Annotated in this window: 14 protein-coding genes; 3 read left to right on the top strand and 11 right to left on the bottom strand. The window is 70.6% G+C overall.

The window, feature by feature from the left end:
- From FE256_RS14495 to FE256_RS14460, 8 genes are all read right to left on the bottom strand, one after another.
- Positions 1-279: translation initiation factor IF-2 N-terminal domain-containing protein (locus FE256_RS14495; RefSeq protein WP_171024356.1), on the bottom strand; the 279-nt coding region annotated here is incomplete at its 3' end.
- Positions 280-372: 93 nt separating this feature from the next.
- Complete coding sequence (locus tag FE256_RS14490) at positions 373-624, bottom strand: YlxR family protein (RefSeq protein WP_076490888.1); 252 nt, start codon at positions 622-624, stop codon at positions 373-375.
- Between the two features lie 34 nt (positions 625-658).
- A complete protein-coding gene (nusA, locus tag FE256_RS14485; RefSeq protein WP_138176965.1) occupies positions 659-1,648 on the bottom strand; it encodes a transcription termination factor NusA in 990 nt (329 codons plus the stop codon).
- A 108-nt stretch (positions 1,649-1,756) separates the two neighbouring features.
- The gene (locus FE256_RS14480; RefSeq protein WP_138176963.1) at positions 1,757-2,359 is read right to left on the bottom strand and encodes an HD domain-containing protein; all 603 of its coding nucleotides are present in this window, start codon (positions 2,357-2,359) and stop codon (positions 1,757-1,759) included.
- Between the two features lie 151 nt (positions 2,360-2,510).
- Positions 2,511-5,015: a glycogen/starch/alpha-glucan phosphorylase gene (locus FE256_RS14475; protein ID WP_138176960.1), complete on the bottom strand. Its 2,505-nt coding sequence runs from the start codon at positions 5,013-5,015 to the stop codon at positions 2,511-2,513.
- Between the two features lie 101 nt (positions 5,016-5,116).
- Complete coding sequence (locus FE256_RS14470; protein ID WP_138176958.1) at positions 5,117-6,955, bottom strand: lipase family protein; 1,839 nt, start codon at positions 6,953-6,955, stop codon at positions 5,117-5,119.
- A gap of 54 nt (positions 6,956-7,009) precedes the next feature.
- On the bottom strand, positions 7,010-7,831 hold the full coding sequence (locus FE256_RS14465) for an aldo/keto reductase (protein WP_138176955.1): 822 nt from the start codon (positions 7,829-7,831) through the stop codon (positions 7,010-7,012).
- Between the two features lie 150 nt (positions 7,832-7,981).
- Entirely contained in the window at positions 7,982-9,778 is a 1,797-nt protein-coding gene (locus FE256_RS14460; RefSeq protein WP_138176952.1) for a proline--tRNA ligase, read from the bottom strand.
- Between the two features lie 83 nt (positions 9,779-9,861).
- Here FE256_RS14460 and FE256_RS14455 point away from each other — a divergent pair, with 83 nt between their 5' ends.
- Both FE256_RS14455 and pcp read left to right on the top strand, forming a co-directional pair.
- Complete coding sequence (locus FE256_RS14455; protein ID WP_138176949.1) at positions 9,862-10,677, top strand: zinc-binding metallopeptidase; 816 nt, start codon at positions 9,862-9,864, stop codon at positions 10,675-10,677.
- 19 nt (positions 10,678-10,696) lie between these two features.
- Positions 10,697-11,335, top strand: coding sequence for a pyroglutamyl-peptidase I (pcp, locus tag FE256_RS14450; protein ID WP_171024355.1), 639 nt, complete (start codon positions 10,697-10,699; stop codon positions 11,333-11,335).
- Positions 11,336-11,397: 62 nt separating this feature from the next.
- On the opposite strand, the gene FE256_RS14445 is transcribed toward pcp, so the two are convergent.
- Together FE256_RS14445 and ispG are read right to left on the bottom strand one after the other, a co-directional pair.
- Complete coding sequence (locus FE256_RS14445; protein ID WP_138176946.1) at positions 11,398-12,579, bottom strand: benzoate/H(+) symporter BenE family transporter; 1,182 nt, start codon at positions 12,577-12,579, stop codon at positions 11,398-11,400.
- A gap of 26 nt (positions 12,580-12,605) precedes the next feature.
- Entirely contained in the window at positions 12,606-13,757 is a 1,152-nt protein-coding gene (gene ispG / locus FE256_RS14440) for a flavodoxin-dependent (E)-4-hydroxy-3-methylbut-2-enyl-diphosphate synthase (RefSeq protein ID WP_171024354.1), read from the bottom strand.
- A gap of 203 nt (positions 13,758-13,960) precedes the next feature.
- Here ispG and FE256_RS14435 point away from each other — a divergent pair, with 203 nt between their 5' ends.
- Positions 13,961-15,943 (top strand): anthranilate synthase family protein, encoded by a 1,983-nt coding sequence (locus FE256_RS14435; RefSeq protein WP_138176943.1) that lies wholly within the window; start codon positions 13,961-13,963, stop codon positions 15,941-15,943.
- An 81-nt stretch (positions 15,944-16,024) separates the two neighbouring features.
- On the opposite strand, the gene FE256_RS14430 is transcribed toward FE256_RS14435, so the two are convergent.
- Positions 16,025-17,341, bottom strand: coding sequence for a M50 family metallopeptidase (locus tag FE256_RS14430; RefSeq protein ID WP_138176940.1), 1,317 nt, complete (start codon positions 17,339-17,341; stop codon positions 16,025-16,027).
- Positions 17,342-17,423 lie beyond the last annotated feature (82 nt).

Raw genomic sequence — 17,423 nt, 5'->3', positions numbered from 1 at the left:
GGTGGGGCCCGAAGGACGGGCGCCGGGGGTCGCCGCGGGGCGCGCGGGACCGGGACGAGCACCCGAAGCCGGGCGCGCCGACGCTGCGGGGGGCTTGGCATCCGACGAACCGGAAGAACCCTCGGCCGCAAGGGCGGCACGGAGCTTCCGGGCCACGGGGGGCTCGATGGTGGATGAGGGGCTCTTGACGAACTCGCCGAGCTCCTTCAGCTTCGCAAGCGCGACCTTGCTGTCGACGCCGAGCTCGGAAGCGATCTCGTGCACGCGTGGTTTTGCCACAATTCTCCTGTCTCAGGGCCTACCCCGGACAGGGCAGACCGTTAGTTGCGGACGGGTCTCATTTCGAGCCGTTCACTTCGTGTCCATAGCCGTTCAGCCGTTTCGCTGGAGGGTTGATTCGAAGGTCTGCGTATCAAGCGGGCCTGACACACGCAATGCTCGTACGAAGGCGCGGCGTGCGAGAGCTTTCCCGACGCACGCGTCCGTCTCATGCACCCACGCACCCCGTCCCGGCAGAACCGCCCGCTCGTCTCTGACGAGGACCGATCCCTCCGCGACCACACGCAGAAGCGAGGATCGAGGGGCACGTGCGCGGCATCCGACGCACGTTCGTACTGGTTCCATCGTACACCTCGCCGTCGTCCGGGCGATCGGACGCTCAGTTGTCTTCGAGGATGCTGTCGGGCTGGATGTCGATCTTCGCCCCGGTGAGTTTGGCGGCCAGGCGGGCGTTCTGCCCTTCCTTGCCGATCGCCAGCGACAGCTGGTAGTCGGGCACGAGGGCGCGGACGGCCTTGGTGGAGGCGTCCAGCACGAAGCTGGAGGTGACCTTGGCCGGCGACAGCGCGTTGGCGACGAACTTCGGCAGCTCGGCGTCGTAGTCGATGATGTCGATCTTCTCGCCGGCGAGCTCCTCGGTCACGGCACGGACGCGGCGCCCGAGCTCGCCGATGCAGGCGCCCTTGGCGTTGACGGTCGGGTCGTTGGCCTTGACGGCGATCTTGGACCGGTGGCCGGCCTCGCGCGCGAGGGACACGATCTCGACGAGCCCGGCGGCGATCTCGGGGACCTCGAGCGCGAAGAGCTTGCGCACCAGACCGGGGTGCGTGCGCGACACGGTGATCTGGGGGCCCTTGTTGCCCTTGGACACCGACGTCACGTAGACGCGCAGACGCGAACCGTGCGCGTAGGTCTCGCCCGGGACCTGCTCCTCGGGCGGGAGGATCGCCTCGACCGTGCCGAGGTCGACGTGCACCATGCGAGGGTTCGGGCCCTGCTGCACGACACCGGCGACGATGTCGCCCTCTTTTCCGCGGAACTCGCCCAGCACCGCGTCGTCGGCGATGTCGCGCAGACGCTGGCTGATGACCTGCTTCGCGGCGAAGGCGGCGATGCGGCCGAAGTCGTCGGGAGCCTGCTCCTCCTCGCCGATCACGACATCCTCGTCATCGAGGACGGGCGTGAAGATGCCGACGTGGCCGGTCTTGCGGTCGAGCTCGGCGCGCGCTCCGGCGGGGATCTCGCCGCTGGGCGAGATGTGCTTGGCGTAGGCGGTGAGGATCGCCTGCTCGATGATGCGCGCGAGTTCGTCGAAGGGGATCTCCTTCTCGCGTTCGATCGTCTTCAGGAGTGCAAGATCGATGTCCATCGGGATCCTCCGTATTCAGCTCTCGTCGGCACAACCGGTACCGACAACCCTCCTACGATACCCGGGATGCCGCATCCCTCGCGACCCGCGGAGCGGTTCCGATCGGCGTCAGACGTGCTCGAGGGGATTCGCGGCGAGCTTGGCCTGCACTCCCCCGTCGACGAGCCGCCGCGCAGCCGTGTCGGGCTTGCGCGCCGCCTGGTCCGCGACGCAGGCGCCGAACTCCGCCGCGAGCGCGCCCCGCGGATACACCTCGAGGACCTCGCGCACGAACGTCGACGGCAGCGCGTCGGGCCGGGCACCGGAGATGTCCAGCGCGGTCGCGGTTTCGAGCAGGTACCCCTCGGGGTCCAGCGCCCGGTCCACCCGCGGCCAGTTGTGGCGCACGATGACCTCGAGCACGCGCTCCCGCCGCGCTGGCTCCCACCCCGCCCCCGCGGTGAGGGCGATGCCGACGTGACCGCCGGCGTGCTCGTACGACAGCGTGTGGTTGTCGAACTCCGTCACCGTGCCGATATCGTGCAGCACCGCGGCGACGTAGAGCAGCTCGTGATCGATGCCCGAGATCCCGTCCACGCGCGCGAACGCCTCGGCCCACAGCCACGAGCGCAGGGCGTGGGCGGTGATCGCGGGCGACTGGTACTGCTGCGCCAGCGCGAGAGCGCCGCGAGCGGCGACGGTGTCGGGGGCCGAGACGTCGGACAGGCGCATGGCGGGGCTCCTTCGGGCGGGCGGACGGGGCCGTTCCCCCACTCTCGCGTGCGCCGGCGCCGCGAACGGGCGCCCGCCGGTCAGCCTTCGGCGTCTTCCTGCCAGAGCGGGACGGATGCCACGACACCGGGGTCGTGGCATCCGTCTCTGCTCAGTTGACGGGCGTCGCGTGCCAGATGCGGTCGAGGTAGTCGCGCATCGAGCGGTCGGACGAGAAGAAGCCGCTGCGGGCGACGTTGAGGATCGCCGAGCGCACCCAGCCGTCCTGGTCGGCGTACGCGGCGTCGACCCGCTCCTGCGCGTCGACGTACGAGCCGAAGTCGGCGAGCGCCATGAAACGGTCGTCGTACAGCAGGTTCGACACGAGCGGTTCGAACACCGAACGGTCGCCGCCCGAGAACGCCCCCGAGGCGATGAGGTCGAGAGCCGCGCGCAAGCGCTCGTCGCGGTGGTAGAAGTCGGCGGGACGGTAGCCCTCGGCCCACAGCGCTTCGACCTCGGGCTCGCTCATGCCGAAGAGGAAGAAGTTGTCGTCTCCGACGAGCTGGCGGATCTCGACGTTCGCGCCGTCGTCGGTGCCGATCGTCAGGGCGCCGTTGAGGGCGAGCTTCATGTTGCCGGTGCCCGAGGCCTCCTTGCCCGCGAGCGAGATCTGCTCGGACAGGTCGGCGGCCGGGATGATGCTCTCGGCCAGCGTCACGTTGTAGTTGGCCGGGTACAGCACCTTCAGGCGGCCCTGCACGCGCGGATCGGCGTTGACGACCTCTCCGACGGCGTTGATGAGGTGGATGATGTGCTTGGCCATCGCGTACCCGGGCGCCGCCTTGGCGCCGAACAGGAACGTCCGCGGCTGCACCTGCTCGATCGGCACGCGACCGGAGACGATGCCGTCGTAGGCGCTCACGATGTGCAGGACCTTCAGCGTCTGACGCTTGTACTCGTGCAGACGCTTGATCATCACGTCGAGCAGGTGCCCATCGTCGATCGTCATCCCGTCGCGCGCCGAGAGCACGCGACCCAGGCGCCGTTTGTTGGCCGCCTTCACCGCGGCGAAGCGATCGCGGAACTCGGGGTCGTCGGCGAACGCCTCGAGCCCGCGCAGCCGCTCGAGGTCGACGGTCCATCCGGCCCCGAGCGTCTCGGTGATGAGCTCCGAGAGGTCGGGGTTGGCCAGGCGCAGGAAGCGCCGCGGCGTGACGCCGTTGGTGACGTTGGTGAACTTCTCCGGCCACATCTGCGCGAAGTCCTTCAGCACGTTGTCGCGCAGCAGCTGCGAGTGCAGTTCGGCGACGCCGTTCACCTTGGATCCGGCGACGGTGGCGAGGTAGGCCATCCGCACCGAACGGAAGGGGTGCTCACCGATGATGGACATGTCCCGGATGAGCATCTCGTCGTCGCCGAACCGCTCGCGCACCGCGAGGAGGAAATCGTCGTTGATGCGGTAGATGATCTCGAGGTGGCGCGGCAGCAGTCGTCCGAGCAGGTCGACCGACCAGACCTCCAGCGCCTCGGGCAGCAGCGTGTGGCACGTGTAGGCGAAGCACTTCTGGGTGATGGCCCACGCGGCATCCCACTCCATGTGCTTCTCGTCGACGAGCACGCGCATGAGCTCGGGCACCCCGATGACGGGGTGGGTGTCGTTGAGCTGGAAGATCACGCGCTCGGGGAGCGTGTCGAGGTCGAAGCCCTCGGGCAGGACGTGCTCGATGAAGTCCGCGATCGAGGCCGCGACGAAGAAGTACTGCTGCTGCAGCCGCAGCTCCTTGCCCTGCGGGGTGGAGTCCTCGGGGTAGAGCACCTTGGAGATGTTCTCGGCGAAGGTCTGCGCGCGCACCGACTCGACGTAGTCGCCGGAGTTGAACGTGTGCAGGTCGAACGCGTTGGTGGCCACGGCGCGCCACAGGCGCAGGGTGTTGACCCGCCCGTTGTGGTAGCCGGGGACCATCATGTTGTACGGCACCGCCAGGACGTTCCAGTCCGGAACCCAGCGCGAGCGCTCGACACCCTCGTCGACATAAGTCTCGGTGCGTCCGCCGAACGAGATCGTCTGCGCCGCCTCGGGGTGCGGGAAGTCCCACGGCGATCCCAGTCGCAGCCACGCGTCGGGCTGTTCGATCTGCTGTCCGTCGGCGAAGGCCTGGCGGAAGATGCCGTACTCGTAGCGGATGCCGTACCCGATGGTGGGGATGCTCATGGTGGCGAGCGAGTCGATGAAGCACGCCGCGAGACGTCCGAGGCCGCCGTTGCCCAGGCCCGGCTCGATCTCGAGAGCGCGCAGATCCTCGATGTCGATGCCGCACTGCGCGAGAGCCTCGGTGGCGATATCGGTCAAGCGCGCCGCGAGCAGATTGTTGTCGAGCTGACGTCCCAGCAGGTACTCGGCCGAGAGGTAGCAGACGGTCTTGGACTGCTGTCGCGCCTGCTGCGCCTGGTCGTCGAGCCAGCGCGCCATGAGGTAGTCGCGAACGGTCCCGGCCAGCGCCAAGTAGCGGTCGTTGTCATCGGATGCCGACAGCGCCACCCCCTGGTCGAAGTTCAGGTTCTGCAGGAAACGACGCACGAAGCCGTCGACCGACGCCGCGGGTGCGGCGACGGGCGCCAGCGCGAGCGGGTGGGTCGGGCGGAGCTCGGACGGGGAAGCGGTGTTGTCGGGCACGGTTCGACCGTAATGAGAACGGACGGCGAGCGCCAAGAGGCAACGGGATCGACACGAGATCGTCACCCTGACGCCGCACACGCCACGGGTCCGCTGGTCGGTCAGCGCAGACCGCACCCGTCCACGACCTGTGCGCGCCGCTCGATGAGTCCCTTGGTCCAGTCGTACAGCACGGGGAGGAACCGGGACTTCGGCAGGATCGGGCGCAAGTGGTCGTATCCGGCGTACGTCGCCCACCGGACCGGCTGCCCCTCGGCGCACAACGTGTCGACGTACTCGCGCTGGAGGCGCGGGGGGATCACCTCGTCGTCGGCGCCCCACGCGACGAGCATCGGGGTGCCCAGGGGCTGGGTGATCGCGTTCTCGGCGAGGCGGCGTCCGAGCGCGCCGTCGGTGAGGTCGGCGGAGTAGAGGGGGCGGTCCTCCGAGACACCGAGGGCGGTGAGCACCGAGACCACGACTCCGGGCTCGCTCGGGCAGCGCTGCGTCATCTCGAGCACGATCGAACGCGATCCCTCGGCGATGTAGTCGTCGAGATTCACGTCGGGATAGGTCTCGGAGTACGGCACGAGCACCCACGAGGTCAGCACCGAGAGCATCGCGTTGGGCGGGCCCGACAGGAGTTCGCGCGCGAGCGCCGGCGGGTCGGCGACCGGGGCGACCACGGCGGTGCCGAGCACGTCGACGCCGGGCGCGTACTCGGGGGCGATCGCGGTGGTCCACAGCGCCGCGTGCCCGCCCTGCGAATGCCCCCACACGACCGTGTCGGGTGACAGCACGAGATCGGTGCGCAGTTCGCCCGTGGCCAGCACCGCGTCCAGCGACGACCGGGCCTCGCCCTCACCGATGAGGTACGGATAGGCGCCGGGTGCGCCTTGGCCGGAGAAGTCGGAGGCCACGACGACCCACCCCGCCTTCAGCGCCTGTTCCAGAGCCGGGATCGACCACCGGGTGGCCGACGCGTCGCGCAGACTCGGCGCGCACCCCTGCGCGACTCCGGTGGTCCCGTGGTTCCACACGATGACCGGCCTCGGGCCGGGCGGCGGATCCTTCGGCACGATCACGAGCGCGCTCGCCACCGCGGGGCGGTCGACGGCGTCGCGGGTGGTGTACAGGATGCGAGTGGCGTCGCCGTTCTCGGGGGCCCGGCCGAGGTACGAATCGGAGCGGATCAGCCGCCCATGACCCGACGGGAGCTCGGCGGGCGGGTCGTAGAACGCGTCGACGACGGGCGCGCCGTCCTGCAGCCAGTCGTTGAGGAACCACCCGCCGGCGGCGGTTGCCACCAGAACGAGCGACAGCGCGTACCGACCCGCGGCCGCCCAGCGCGACCGCGAGAGTCGACGGCGTGCCCGGCGCGCGGCATCCCCTCCGGTCTCCGTCGGACGCGGACGACGGATGCCCCGCGCCCCGCGCACCAGGATGCCGAGGCCGAACACGACCGTGCGCAGACCGAAGATCACCGCCAGCACGAGCACCGTGACGTCGGGCCACGTGAAGGACAGCACGCCGAAGGCCAACTGGGCGATGCCCCACGCTCCACGCAGGATCCGGACGCTCGCCGGTCCCGGACGCAGGACGCCGCCGATCGAGGCGAGTCCGCCGATGATCAGCAGAACCGCCAGGACGGCGGGAAGGAGCTCGAGACTGCGGCCGAGCCAGACGAGCACCGCCAGACCGGCGAGGATCCACGCGCCCGCCACGATGCGCGGCCACACCCCGGCGGGCCGGCCGGCGATCTCGACCACGCCCGTCACGATCGCGCTCACTCCGACGTAGATCCCCAGTAGCGCGATCGAGGTGAGCGGGCGCGTGACGATGAGGACGCCCAGGACGACGACGACCGCCCCGACGATCAGCAGGACACGGGGCGGCGCATCGCGCACGAGTTCCGGGAGGGCGCTCCACCGCCGCGACAGGGGGCGGGGGCGTGCGGGCATCCGGCAATGATAGACAGCCCGCAGCACCCTCAGGCCCGCGGCGCCGCCCGGCGGTCAGTCCAGGTCGGGGTCGCGTCCCGTGCGCTCGCCGGTCTCGAGGTTCGCGATCGCGGCGTGATCGGTGGAATCCAGGACGAAGTCGAACACGTCGCCGTTCTCGCGCAGCCGGTCCAGCGATACCGATTTCGGGAAGACGACGAGACCGCGGTCGAGGTGCCAGCGGATCACGACCTGCGCGGGAGTCTTGCGGTACCGCGCCGCGATGTCGGCGAGCACGGGCTCGTCGAGCAGGCCGCCGCGCGCGAGCGGCGCCCACGACTCGGTGACGATCCCGTGGGCGGCGTTCCAGTCGACCAGAGCGTTCTGCGGGAACCGCGGGTGCAGCTCCACCTGATCGATGACCGGCAGCACGCCCGTCTCGTCGCGGAGGCGCTCGATGTGGGCCGGCGAGAAGTTGCTCACGCCGATCGAGGTGACCCGCCCCTCCTCGCGCAGGCGCACCAGAGCGCGCCAGGTGTCGACGTACCGGTCGGCGCTGGGGATCGGCCAGTGGATCAGGTACAGATCGACCCGGTCGAGACCCAGACGCTCGGCACTCGCGTCGAACGCGCGGAGGGTCTCGTCGAAGCCGTGGTCGTCGTTCCACACCTTGGTCGTGACGAAGACGTCGTCACGTGCGACGCCCGAGGCGCGCAGCCCCTCGCCCACCTCGCGCTCGTTGCCGTACAGCGCGGCGGTGTCCACGTGCCGGTAGCCGGCGGCGATGGCTCCGGCGACCAGATCCGCGGTGACGTCTGCGGGCACCTTGTAGGTGCCGACCCCGAGCTGCGGGATCGACGAGCCGTCGGACAGGGGCACGCGGGGCGCTGAGATCATGGCATCCACGCTATCCGCCGCGAGCGCGCACCGGGCCGAGGGTGGGTCCGCGCGGCCCCTCACCCGTGAGACTGCATCCCGCCGACAACTCCGCTGCGGCGTGCAGGGGGTTTGTCGGCGGGATGCGGTCTCGGTGAATCGAGGGGCGGCTCAGCCCTGCAGGCGCGCGAGCGCCTCGGCCACCGGAAGCGTCTCGCGCTCGCCCGAGCGGCGGTCCCACAGCTCCACTTCGCCGTCGGCGGCCCCGCGCCCGACGATGAGGATGCGCGGGATGCCGACGAGCTCGGCGTCGCCGAACTTCACGCCGGGCGAGACCTTGGGGCGGTCGTCGTACAGAACGTCCAGTCCGGCGGCCTCGAGCTGATCGGACACGGATGCCGCGAGGTCGAAGGCCACGGCATCCCGACCCGTCGCCACGACGTGCACGTCGAACGGCGCGACCGCGGCGGGCCAGATGAGGCCCTTCGCGTCGTTGTTGAGTTCGGCGATGATCGCGAGGATGCGGGTGACCCCGATGCCGTACGAGCCCATCGTGACGGTCGCGAGCTTGCCGTTCTCGTCGAGCACCTTCAGCCCCAGCGCTTCGGCGTACTTGCGGCCGAGCTGGAAGACGTGGCCGATCTCCATGCCGCGCGCGAGCTCGACCGGACCCGAGCCGTCGGGGGCCGGGTCACCCGGGCGCACCGAGGCGGCCTCGACGAAACCGTCGCCGACGAAGTCGCGGCCCGCGACGAGCGAGTGCACGTGCTTCTGGTCGATGTTGGCGCCGGTGATCCACGCGGTGCCGTCGACGACGCGGGGGTCGAGGAAGTACCGGATGCCGGTCGCCGACTCCTCACCGAGGACGGGGCCCGTGGGCGACCAGGGGCCGATGTAGCCCTTGACCAGGAGCGGGTGCTTCGCGAAGTCGGCCTCGGTGGCGGCCTCGACCTCGGCCGGGGCGAAGGCCACCTCGACGCGCTTGTCGTCGATGTCGCGGTCGCCGGGGATGCCGACGACGACGATCTCGCGCGTGCCGTCGAGGTGCGTGAGCGCGAGCACCACGTTCTTCAGCGTGTGCGCGGCGGTCCACTCGGCGGCTTCGGCGGTCGCGGGACCGGCGATGCCGGGGGCGGGGGCGTCGAGCTGGGCATTGGAGTGGTCGACGAGCGTCGCGATCGTGGGGGTGTTCGGCGAATCGAAGATCACCGGCTCGGGCTGTCCCTCGATCGGCAGCGCTTCGGGGACGACCGTGGTGAACGCCTCGACGTTCGCGGCGTACCCGCCGGCCGAGCGCACGAAAGTGTCCTCGCCGATGGGCGTCGGGTGCAGGAACTCCTCCGACTTCGACCCGCCCATGGCACCGGCGTCGGCCGCGACGATGACGTATTCGAGGCCGAGACGCTGGAAGATCCGCTCGTACGCATCGCGCTGCGCCTGGTACGAGGCATCCAGCCCGGCATCCGTCGCGTCGAACGAGTAGGCGTCCTTCATCGTGAACTCACGACCGCGCAGGAGACCCGCGCGAGGACGCGCCTCGTCGCGGTACTTGTCCTGGATCTGGAACAGCGTCAGCGGCAGGTCCTTGTACGACGAGTACAGGTCCTTCACCAGGAGCGTGAACATCTCCTCGTGCGTGGGGGCGAGCAGGTAGTCGGCGCCCTTGCGGTCCTGCAGGCGGAACAGCGCGTCGCCGTACTCCTCCCAGCGGCCCGTCTGCTCGTAGGGCTCGCGCGGCAGCAGGGCCGGGAAGTGCACCTCGAACGCGCCCGCGTTCGCCATCTCCTCGCGGACGACGGTCTCGATCTTCGCCTTGACCCTCAGGCCCAGCGGCAGCCACGCGAAGATGCCCGGGGCGTTGCGACGGATGTAGCCGGCGCGCACGAGCAGGCGGTGGCTCGTGACCTCGGCATCCGAGGGGTCTTCGCGAAGCGTGCGGAGGAAGTAGTTCGAGAGACGGGTGACCACGAGAGTCGAGTCTAGAGCGGTGGATGCCGAGGGCTCCGCGCTCGCGCCCCGTTCTGCCGACCACCACGATCTAGGGTGAGCAGGTGCGCACCCGCTGGATCGTTCTTCTCACTGCCTCCGTCGCCCTCCTCGCGGGTGTGCTGGTCTGGGTCGGCATCGGTGCCGTGGGCGGCGCGAGCGGGTGGTACGGGACGGGGTACCGCCAGCCCGCGGCGGAGTCTTCCGGCGCGTTCGCCACGACCGGGACGTATCAGCTCCAGGGCGACGGCACGCTCGCCCCGGAGCCGGAAGGGCGGGCGCGCCAGGTGTGGGACGACTTCGTGCGGGTCGCGACGCCCGCCTTCGTGGCCTCGGACATCACGGGCTACCGGACGGGTGACGACTCCGGCAGCGACACGCTCGCCTACGTCACGAGCGACGAGAACGACTCGACGAAGTGGGTGTTCGCCGCGAACCTGGCCTACGCCGACGACGCCGACCTGCTGCTGTCCACGCTCGTGCACGAGTACGCCCACCTGCTGAGCCTCGGGATCGACGATGTCGACCCCGACGCGACCGAGTGCGACACCGAATGGAGCGATGCCGGATGTCTCCTCCCCGACGCCGACCTGGAGCACTTCGCACAGCGCTTCTGGACCGGATACACCGACGCTCCCGCGCGCGACAACGTCGACGCGGATGTCGCGGCGGAGTTCTACCAGGCGCACGAAGAGGACTTCGTCAGCGAATACGCCGCGACGAACGCCTCCGAGGACTTCGCCGAGACCTTCGCCACCTGGGTCGTCGAGCCCGACGGTGCGCGCGACTCGGTGATCGGCGAGAAGTTCGCGTTCTTCGACGGCCTCCCCGAGTACGCCGGCGCACGCGACCGGATCCGCGCGGAGTTCGGCCTCGGCTGAGCCGACGTAGCGTGGAGGGATGACGACGATCCTGCTGACCGGTTTCGCACCCTTCGCCGGCGACGCCACGAATCCGTCGGGGGATGCCGTGCGCCGGGTCACCGCCCGGTGGGACGGACCCGAGACGCTCGTCACCGAGGTCCTTCCGGTGGTCTTCGACGCCGCCGACGAGCGCCTCCGCGCTCTGATCGCGACTCATCAGCCGAACGTCGTGATCGCGGTGGGACTCGCGGGAGGTCGCGCGGCCCTCACACCCGAGCGCGTCGCGATCAATCTCGCCGACGCGCGCATCGCCGACAACGCCGGCGCCCAGCCTCTCGACCGGCCCGTCGTCGAGGGTGGCCCCGCGGCCTACTTCGCCACCCTGCCGGTCAAGGCCATGGCCGCCGCGCTGACGGACGCGGGCCTTCCCGCCGCCGTCTCCCACTCGGCGGGGACGTTCGTCTGCAATCACGTCATGTACGCCGCGCTCCACGCCACCGCGCACACCCCGGAGGTCCGGGCGGGGTTCGTGCACGTGCCGTACGCGCGCGAAGACGCCCCCGCGGACGCTCCCTCGTTGCCGCTGGACGACATCGTCCGCGGGCTCGAGATCGCGATCCGCACCGCCGTCGACACCCCCGTCGAGGCGGCGGTGCCGGGCGGCGCGCTGCACTGAGAGGCAGCTCGGTCCCGGCCGGGCCGTGCGGTGTCGTCGCCGAATCGCGAGCCGAGCGAGGCTCAGGCCGCGCGCCGGCGCCCCACGTGCAGTACGGCCCGCACCACCAGCCCCGCGAGCAGCGCCCAGAACGCCGCGCTGACGCCGGCCACCGCGACCCCCGACGCGGCGACGAGGAACGTCACGACCGCGGGCAGCCGCTCGCCGGGATCGTCGATGGCCTGCTGCACGGCAGCGCCGAAGGCGCCGAACAGGGCGACGCCCGCCACGGCCGGGATGACGCCCGCGGGGGCGAGGAGCACGAGCGCCACGAAGGCGGACGACAGCGCCGCCAAGACGAGATACGTCCCGCCGGCCGAGACCCCTGCGACCCAACGCCGCTTCGGATCCGGGTGGGAGTCCGGACCGGCGGCGATCGCCGCGCTGATCGCGGCGAGGTTGGCGGCGTGGCCGCCCGCCGTCGCCGCGGCGGCCGTCCCCAGGCCCGTGACGAGCATCGACGGACGCCACGGCACGGTGTAGCCGAAGCTGCGCATGACGGCGACGCCCGGCACGTTCTGCGACGCCATCGTCACGACGAACAGCGGCACGGCCACGGCGATGACCGAGCCGAACGTGAGCACCGGGGCGGTGAACTCCAGGCGCGGCAGCAGGGCCGCGGCATCCACTCCCCCGCCGGTGCGGGCGAGTTCCAGCCAGATCACGACCGTGGCCGCGACGAAAGCGAGCGGCACCGCCCACCGCGGCAGCAGACGGGATGCCACCAGCCACACGATCAGGACCGGCGCCACGCCCCACGGGTCGCTCACGAGCCCTGCGAACGGCGCCACGCACAACGGGAGCAACACGCCCGCGAGCATCGCCTGGGCGATGGAGGGCGGGATGCGGGCGATGAGCGCCCCGAGCGGCGGGAACAGTGCCGTGGCGAGGATCAGCGCGGCGCAGACGAGGAACCCGCCCACCGCCGCCGGCCACCCGCCCTCGATCGTGCCGGTCGCCGCGAGCAGGGCCGCCCCCGGGGTCGACCACGCCAGAGTGATCGGCATCCGGTACCGCCACGCGAGCACGATGCAGCCGACCCCGATGACGACCGTGATCGCCAGGAGGCCGCTCGCCGCTTGCGTCGGAGTGGCCCCGAGCGCCCCGAGACCGGTGAGGACGACGGCGAACGTGCTGGTGAAGCCGACGAGCGCGGTGACGACGCCCGAGACGAGCGGGCGGGCGAGGGAGGCGGTCGAAGTCATGGAGACTCCGACGCTAGCGGGTCGGGTCAGACGGTGACGACCTGGGCCGTGCCGGGAGCGGCATCCGGGCCCATCTCGTCGGCGAGGCGATTGGCCTCTTCGATGAGGGTCTGCACGATCTCGGCCTCGGGCACGGTCTTGATGACCTGGCCCTTGACGAAGATCTGGCCTTTGCCGTTGCCCGACGCCACGCCGAGGTCGGCTTCGCGTGCCTCGCCCGGACCGTTGACGACGCAGCCCATGACGGCCACGCGCAGCGGAACCGTCATGTCCTTGAGCCCCTCGGTGACGTCGTCGGCGAGCGTGTAGACGTCGACCTGCGCGCGGCCGCACGACGGGCACGAGACGATCTCGAGCTTGCGCTCGCGCAGGTTCAACGACTGCAGGATCTGGTGCCCGACCTTGACCTCTTCGGCCGGCGGTGCCGAGAGCGAGACGCGGATCGTGTCGCCGATGCCCTCCGAGAGCAGGATGCCGAAGGCCGTCGCGCTCTTGATCGTGCCTTGGAAGGCCGGACCCGCCTCGGTGACACCGAGGTGCAGCGGCCAGTCACCCCGCTCGGCGAGCAGGCGGTAGGCCTTGACCATCACGATCGGGTCGTTGTGCTTGACCGAGATCTTGAAGTCGTGGAAGTCGTGCTCCTCGAACAGCGAGGCTTCCCACACCGCGCTCTCCACGAGAGCCTCGGGGGTGGCCTTGCCGTACTTCTCGAGGAGGCGGCGGTCGAGCGACCCGGCGTTGACGCCGATGCGCAGCGAAACGCCGGCGTCCTTGGCGGCCTTGGCGATCGCGCCGACCTGGTCGTCGAACTTGCGGATGTTGCCGGGGTTCACGCGCACCGCGCCGCACCCGGCGTCGATCGCCTGGAAGACGTACTTCGGCTGGAAGTGGATGTCGGCGATGACCGGGATCTGGCTCTTCTTGGCGATGATGTGCAGCACGTCGGCGTCGTCCTGCGACGGCACCGCCACGCGAACGATCTCGCACCCGGATGCCGTGAGCTCGGCGATCTGCTGCAGGGTGGCGTTGATGTTGGTCGTGGGCGTCGTCGTCATCGACTGGACGCTGACGGGGGCGTCACCGCCGACGAGGACCTTGCCGACCTTGATCTGGCGCGTCTTTCGACGGGGAGCGAGGACCTCCGGTACGCGGGGCATCCCGATGTTCACTGCAGGCACGCGCCCAGCCTACGCCGCCGCGCCGGAGCGAGGGCTGAGGGCGCTCTGTGGTAGGTTCGGCGCCATGCACGCGTATACCTGCTGGTGGCCCACCGTCTAGGCGGTGAGCACGTGTGCGACAGACCGCCCTCCCTCGGGATCCGGGCGGTCTTCGTGTTTCCGGCGGCCGCTTTGGACCCTCGATCTCAGACGGAAGTACTTCGATGACCGGGCCCGACCCCTCCTCCCTGATCCACGACCTGCTCGCCGGTGACGCGCCGTTCGCGCTCATCGCTCGCGACGACGCGACCGTCGAGGTGCTCACCGGCACCGTCGTCGACGTCGGCCTCCTCGCCGACATCCCGCTGATCGACGGCAACGGCGCGCCCCGCGAGGTTCTGGCCCTCGTGCCGTTCCGACAGGTCCGCGAGCGCGGTTTCGTCTGCCACGACGACGGCGCACCGCTGCGCTGCCTCGTGATCGACGAGCGGATGCCGCTCCCCCGCGCCGAAGTCATGGCATCCCTCCCATCCGAGCCCGTGGCGCTCGACGGCGCCGGGTTCGACATCGACGACGAGTCCTACGCCGACATCGTGCGCCGGGTGATCGCGGACGAGATCGGGCGCGGCGAGGGGGCGAACTTCGTCATCCGGCGCGACTTCGTCGCCGGAGTCGAGGCCGACCCGCGCGTCGCCGCACTCACGTGGTTCCGTGCGCTGCTCGAGCACGAGAAGGGCGCGTACTGGACCTTCGCGGTCGTGACCCCCGATCACGTCGCGGTCGGCGCGAGCCCCGAGGCGCACGTGAGCGCCCGCGAGGGCATCGTGACGATGAACCCCATCTCGGGCACGTTCCGTCACCCGCAGGGCGGCGCCACGGCGGACACGCTCGCGGAGTTCCTGCGATCGACCAAAGAGACCGAGGAGCTCTTCATGGTCGTCGACGAGGAGCTGAAGATGATGAGCGCCGTCTGCAGCGACGGCGGACGCATCACCGGGCCGCACCTCAAAGAGATGTCGCGTCTGACGCACACCGAGTACATGCTGCGCGGGCGCAGCACGCTCGACCCTCGCGACATCCTCCGCGAGACGATGTTCGCCCCGACCGTCACCGGGTCGCCGATGCAGAACGCCTGCACCGTGATCGCCCGCCACGAGACGACGCCGCGCGGCTACTACTCCGGCGTCGCCGCCCTGTTCACGCCCAACGGTGCCGCGGAGGGCGTGACCCACGACCTCGACGCCCCCATCCTCATTCGCACGGCGTACCTCGTCGACGGACGCCTGCGTGTGCCCGTCGGGGCGACGCTGGTGCGCCACTCCGACCCGTACGGCGAGGTCGGCGAGACGCACGGCAAGGCCGCCGGGGTGCTCGGGGCGATCGGCGCGATCCCGCGCGACACGGTCCCCGCGGCCGACGCCGAAGCCGACCCCGACGCGCCGGTCGCCCCGCGTCGCCCGCTCGCCGAGGATCCCGCGATCGCGGAGCTCCTGGCATCCCGCAACGACCGGCTCGCCCCGTTCTGGATGAACCCGCAAGACCCCGACGGTTCGGGACCCTTCGCCGGGCGCACCGCTCTGGTCGTGGATGCCGAGGACCGCTTCACCACGATGCTCGCGCACCAGCTGCGCCACCTGGGGCTCGACGCCCGGATCGTTCACTGGTCGGAGGCGACCGATGCCGACGTGGACGGGGCCGACCTCGTGGTCGCGGGCCCCGGTCCGGGGGACCCGCGCGACGACAGCCCCCGCATGGAAGCGATGCGCCGCGTCGTCTCCCGCCGTCTCTTCCGCCGCGCCCCTTTGCTGGCGGTGTGCCTGAGCCATCAGATCCTGGCCGATCAGCTGGGCATCGATCTCGCGCCCCTCGCGCAGCCGCACCAGGGGTTGCAGAAGAGCGTCGACGTGTTCGGCGAGCCCGCCGCGATCGGTTTCTACAACACGTTCACGGCGCGGGTCGCCCCCGGCACGACCGAACGCGGGATCACCGTCGGGTCCGTCACGGCCACGTCGGATCCCACCGACGCCGTGTCGTCCCTGCCGACGGCCGGCCGGGATATCGCGGTAGAGGTCTCCGCGGATGCAGAGACCGGCGACGTCTACGCCCTGCGCGGCCCCGCCGTGGCGAGCGTGCAGGGACACCTCGAGTCGATCCTGTCCCGCGACGGCATGCGCACCCTCGAGCGCCTCATCGCCTTCGCCCTCTGACGCGCGCACATCTCCTGCGGATCCAGGTCGGACAGCGGCCCGGCGTCGCGTACCGTGCGCGCAGCAGGAGTTGCGCGACCCCTACAGCAGCTGGATCGGGTTGAAGACGTCGGCGAGGAAGAGGACACCGCCCATGCCGATGAGCAGCACGACCACGACGAAGGTCAGGGGCACGAGCTTGGTGGCATCCACGGGTCGGGCGACCTTGCCGCGGACGCGGGCGATCCAGCGCTTCACCCCGTCCCACAGCGCCACGACGACGTGGCCGCCGTCCAGCGGCAGGAGCGGAATGAGGTTGAAGACGAACAGCGCGATGTTCAGCGCCGCCAGCAGGCTGATGATCGACTGCACCCGCGCGAGGATCGGCGCATCGACCGCGGCGAACTCTCCCGCGAGACGCCCGGCGCCTACGACGCTGAGCGGACCGTTCGGGTCGCGCGGCTGGCCGGTGAACAGGTCGACCGCGGTGTCGTAGACGCGGACGGGGAGCTGCGTCATGATCTGCGCGACCGCGCCGACCTGCTGGACCGTGGCCTCGGGCCCCGCCCAGATCGGCTGCGGGACGAGGGCCGCCTGAGGACGGAGTCCCGCGAAGCCCACCGTCCGGTACTGCGTCGCGCCGGAGGCGTCCACCACGGGACGCCCGTCGGCACCCGTCACCGCGAGGTCCGTGGAGACCGGGGTGACCGTGAGGGTCTGCTCGGTGCCGTCGCGCTCGACGACGACGGGCAGCGCCTGACCCGGCGAGCGCTGGATGATCGCCGCGGCTTCGTCGAACGTCGAGACGGGGGTACCGCCGATCGAGACGATCGTGTCGCCCGGACGGATGCCGGCGGCCGCCGCCGGAGCGGTCGGGTCGCTGGACTGGCAGTCGGCGCGCTCGGCACTGGCGGGGATGACGCACTGCGAGACCGAGGCCACCGTCGTGGTGCCCTGCGTGACGCCGATGGCGCTGACGGCGATGGCCGAGAGGACGAAGGCCAGGAGGAGGTTCATGACCGGCCCCCCGAGCATGATGATGATCCGCTTCCCGACCGGGAGCTTGTAGAACACACGATCGTCGCCCGCGATCATCGTCTCGGCGTTCGCGTCGCGCGCGTCCTGGATCATCGTGGCGAACAGCCGCGAGCGACGCGTGGGCTGTGCCTCGCCGTCGGGGGCGGGCGGGAACATGCCCGACATCGAGATGAATCCGCCCAGCGGGAGGAGCTTGACCCCGTACTCCGTCTCGCCGATGCGGCGCGACCACAGGGTGGGCCCGAACCCGATCATGTACTGCCCGACGCGCACGCCGAAGAGCTTCGCGGGCAGCAGGTGCCCGATCTCGTGCAGAGCGATCGAGACGGCCAAGCCGATCACGAGCACGAGCACGCCGATGAGGAAGGCGATCGCGGTCACCTGCCGAAGATACCGCCGTCGCCCTTTGAACCGCCCGTGCGGCTCCGATGCGGGGCCTGTGCGGGCACGGATGAGACAATGG

The sequence above is a fragment of the Microbacterium sp. 5K110 genome, assembly GCF_005774735.1.
Lineage (GTDB): Bacteria > Actinomycetota > Actinomycetes > Actinomycetales > Microbacteriaceae > Microbacterium.
The sequence above is the reverse complement of the archived record's forward strand: the minus strand, read 5'-3'. Positions and strand labels throughout refer to the sequence as shown.

Excerpts from the sequence above, each read along its gene's own strand:
- FE256_RS14490 (WP_076490888.1), bottom strand. The coding sequence starts at position 624 with ATGGAACCAGTACGAACGTGCGTCGGATGCCGCGCACGTGCCCCTCGA.
- nusA (WP_138176965.1), bottom strand. The coding sequence starts at position 1,648 with ATGGACATCGATCTTGCACTCCTGAAGACGATCGAACGCGAGAAGGAG.
- FE256_RS14480 (WP_138176963.1), bottom strand. The coding sequence starts at position 2,359 with ATGCGCCTGTCCGACGTCTCGGCCCCCGACACCGTCGCCGCTCGCGGC.
- FE256_RS14470 (WP_138176958.1), bottom strand. The coding sequence starts at position 6,955 with ATGCCCGCACGCCCCCGCCCCCTGTCGCGGCGGTGGAGCGCCCTCCCG.
- FE256_RS14465 (WP_138176955.1), bottom strand. The coding sequence starts at position 7,831 with ATGATCTCAGCGCCCCGCGTGCCCCTGTCCGACGGCTCGTCGATCCCG.
- pcp (WP_171024355.1), top strand. The coding sequence starts at position 10,697 with ATGACGACGATCCTGCTGACCGGTTTCGCACCCTTCGCCGGCGACGCC.
- FE256_RS14445 (WP_138176946.1), bottom strand. The coding sequence starts at position 12,579 with ATGACTTCGACCGCCTCCCTCGCCCGCCCGCTCGTCTCGGGCGTCGTC.
- FE256_RS14435 (WP_138176943.1), top strand. The coding sequence starts at position 13,961 with ATGACCGGGCCCGACCCCTCCTCCCTGATCCACGACCTGCTCGCCGGT.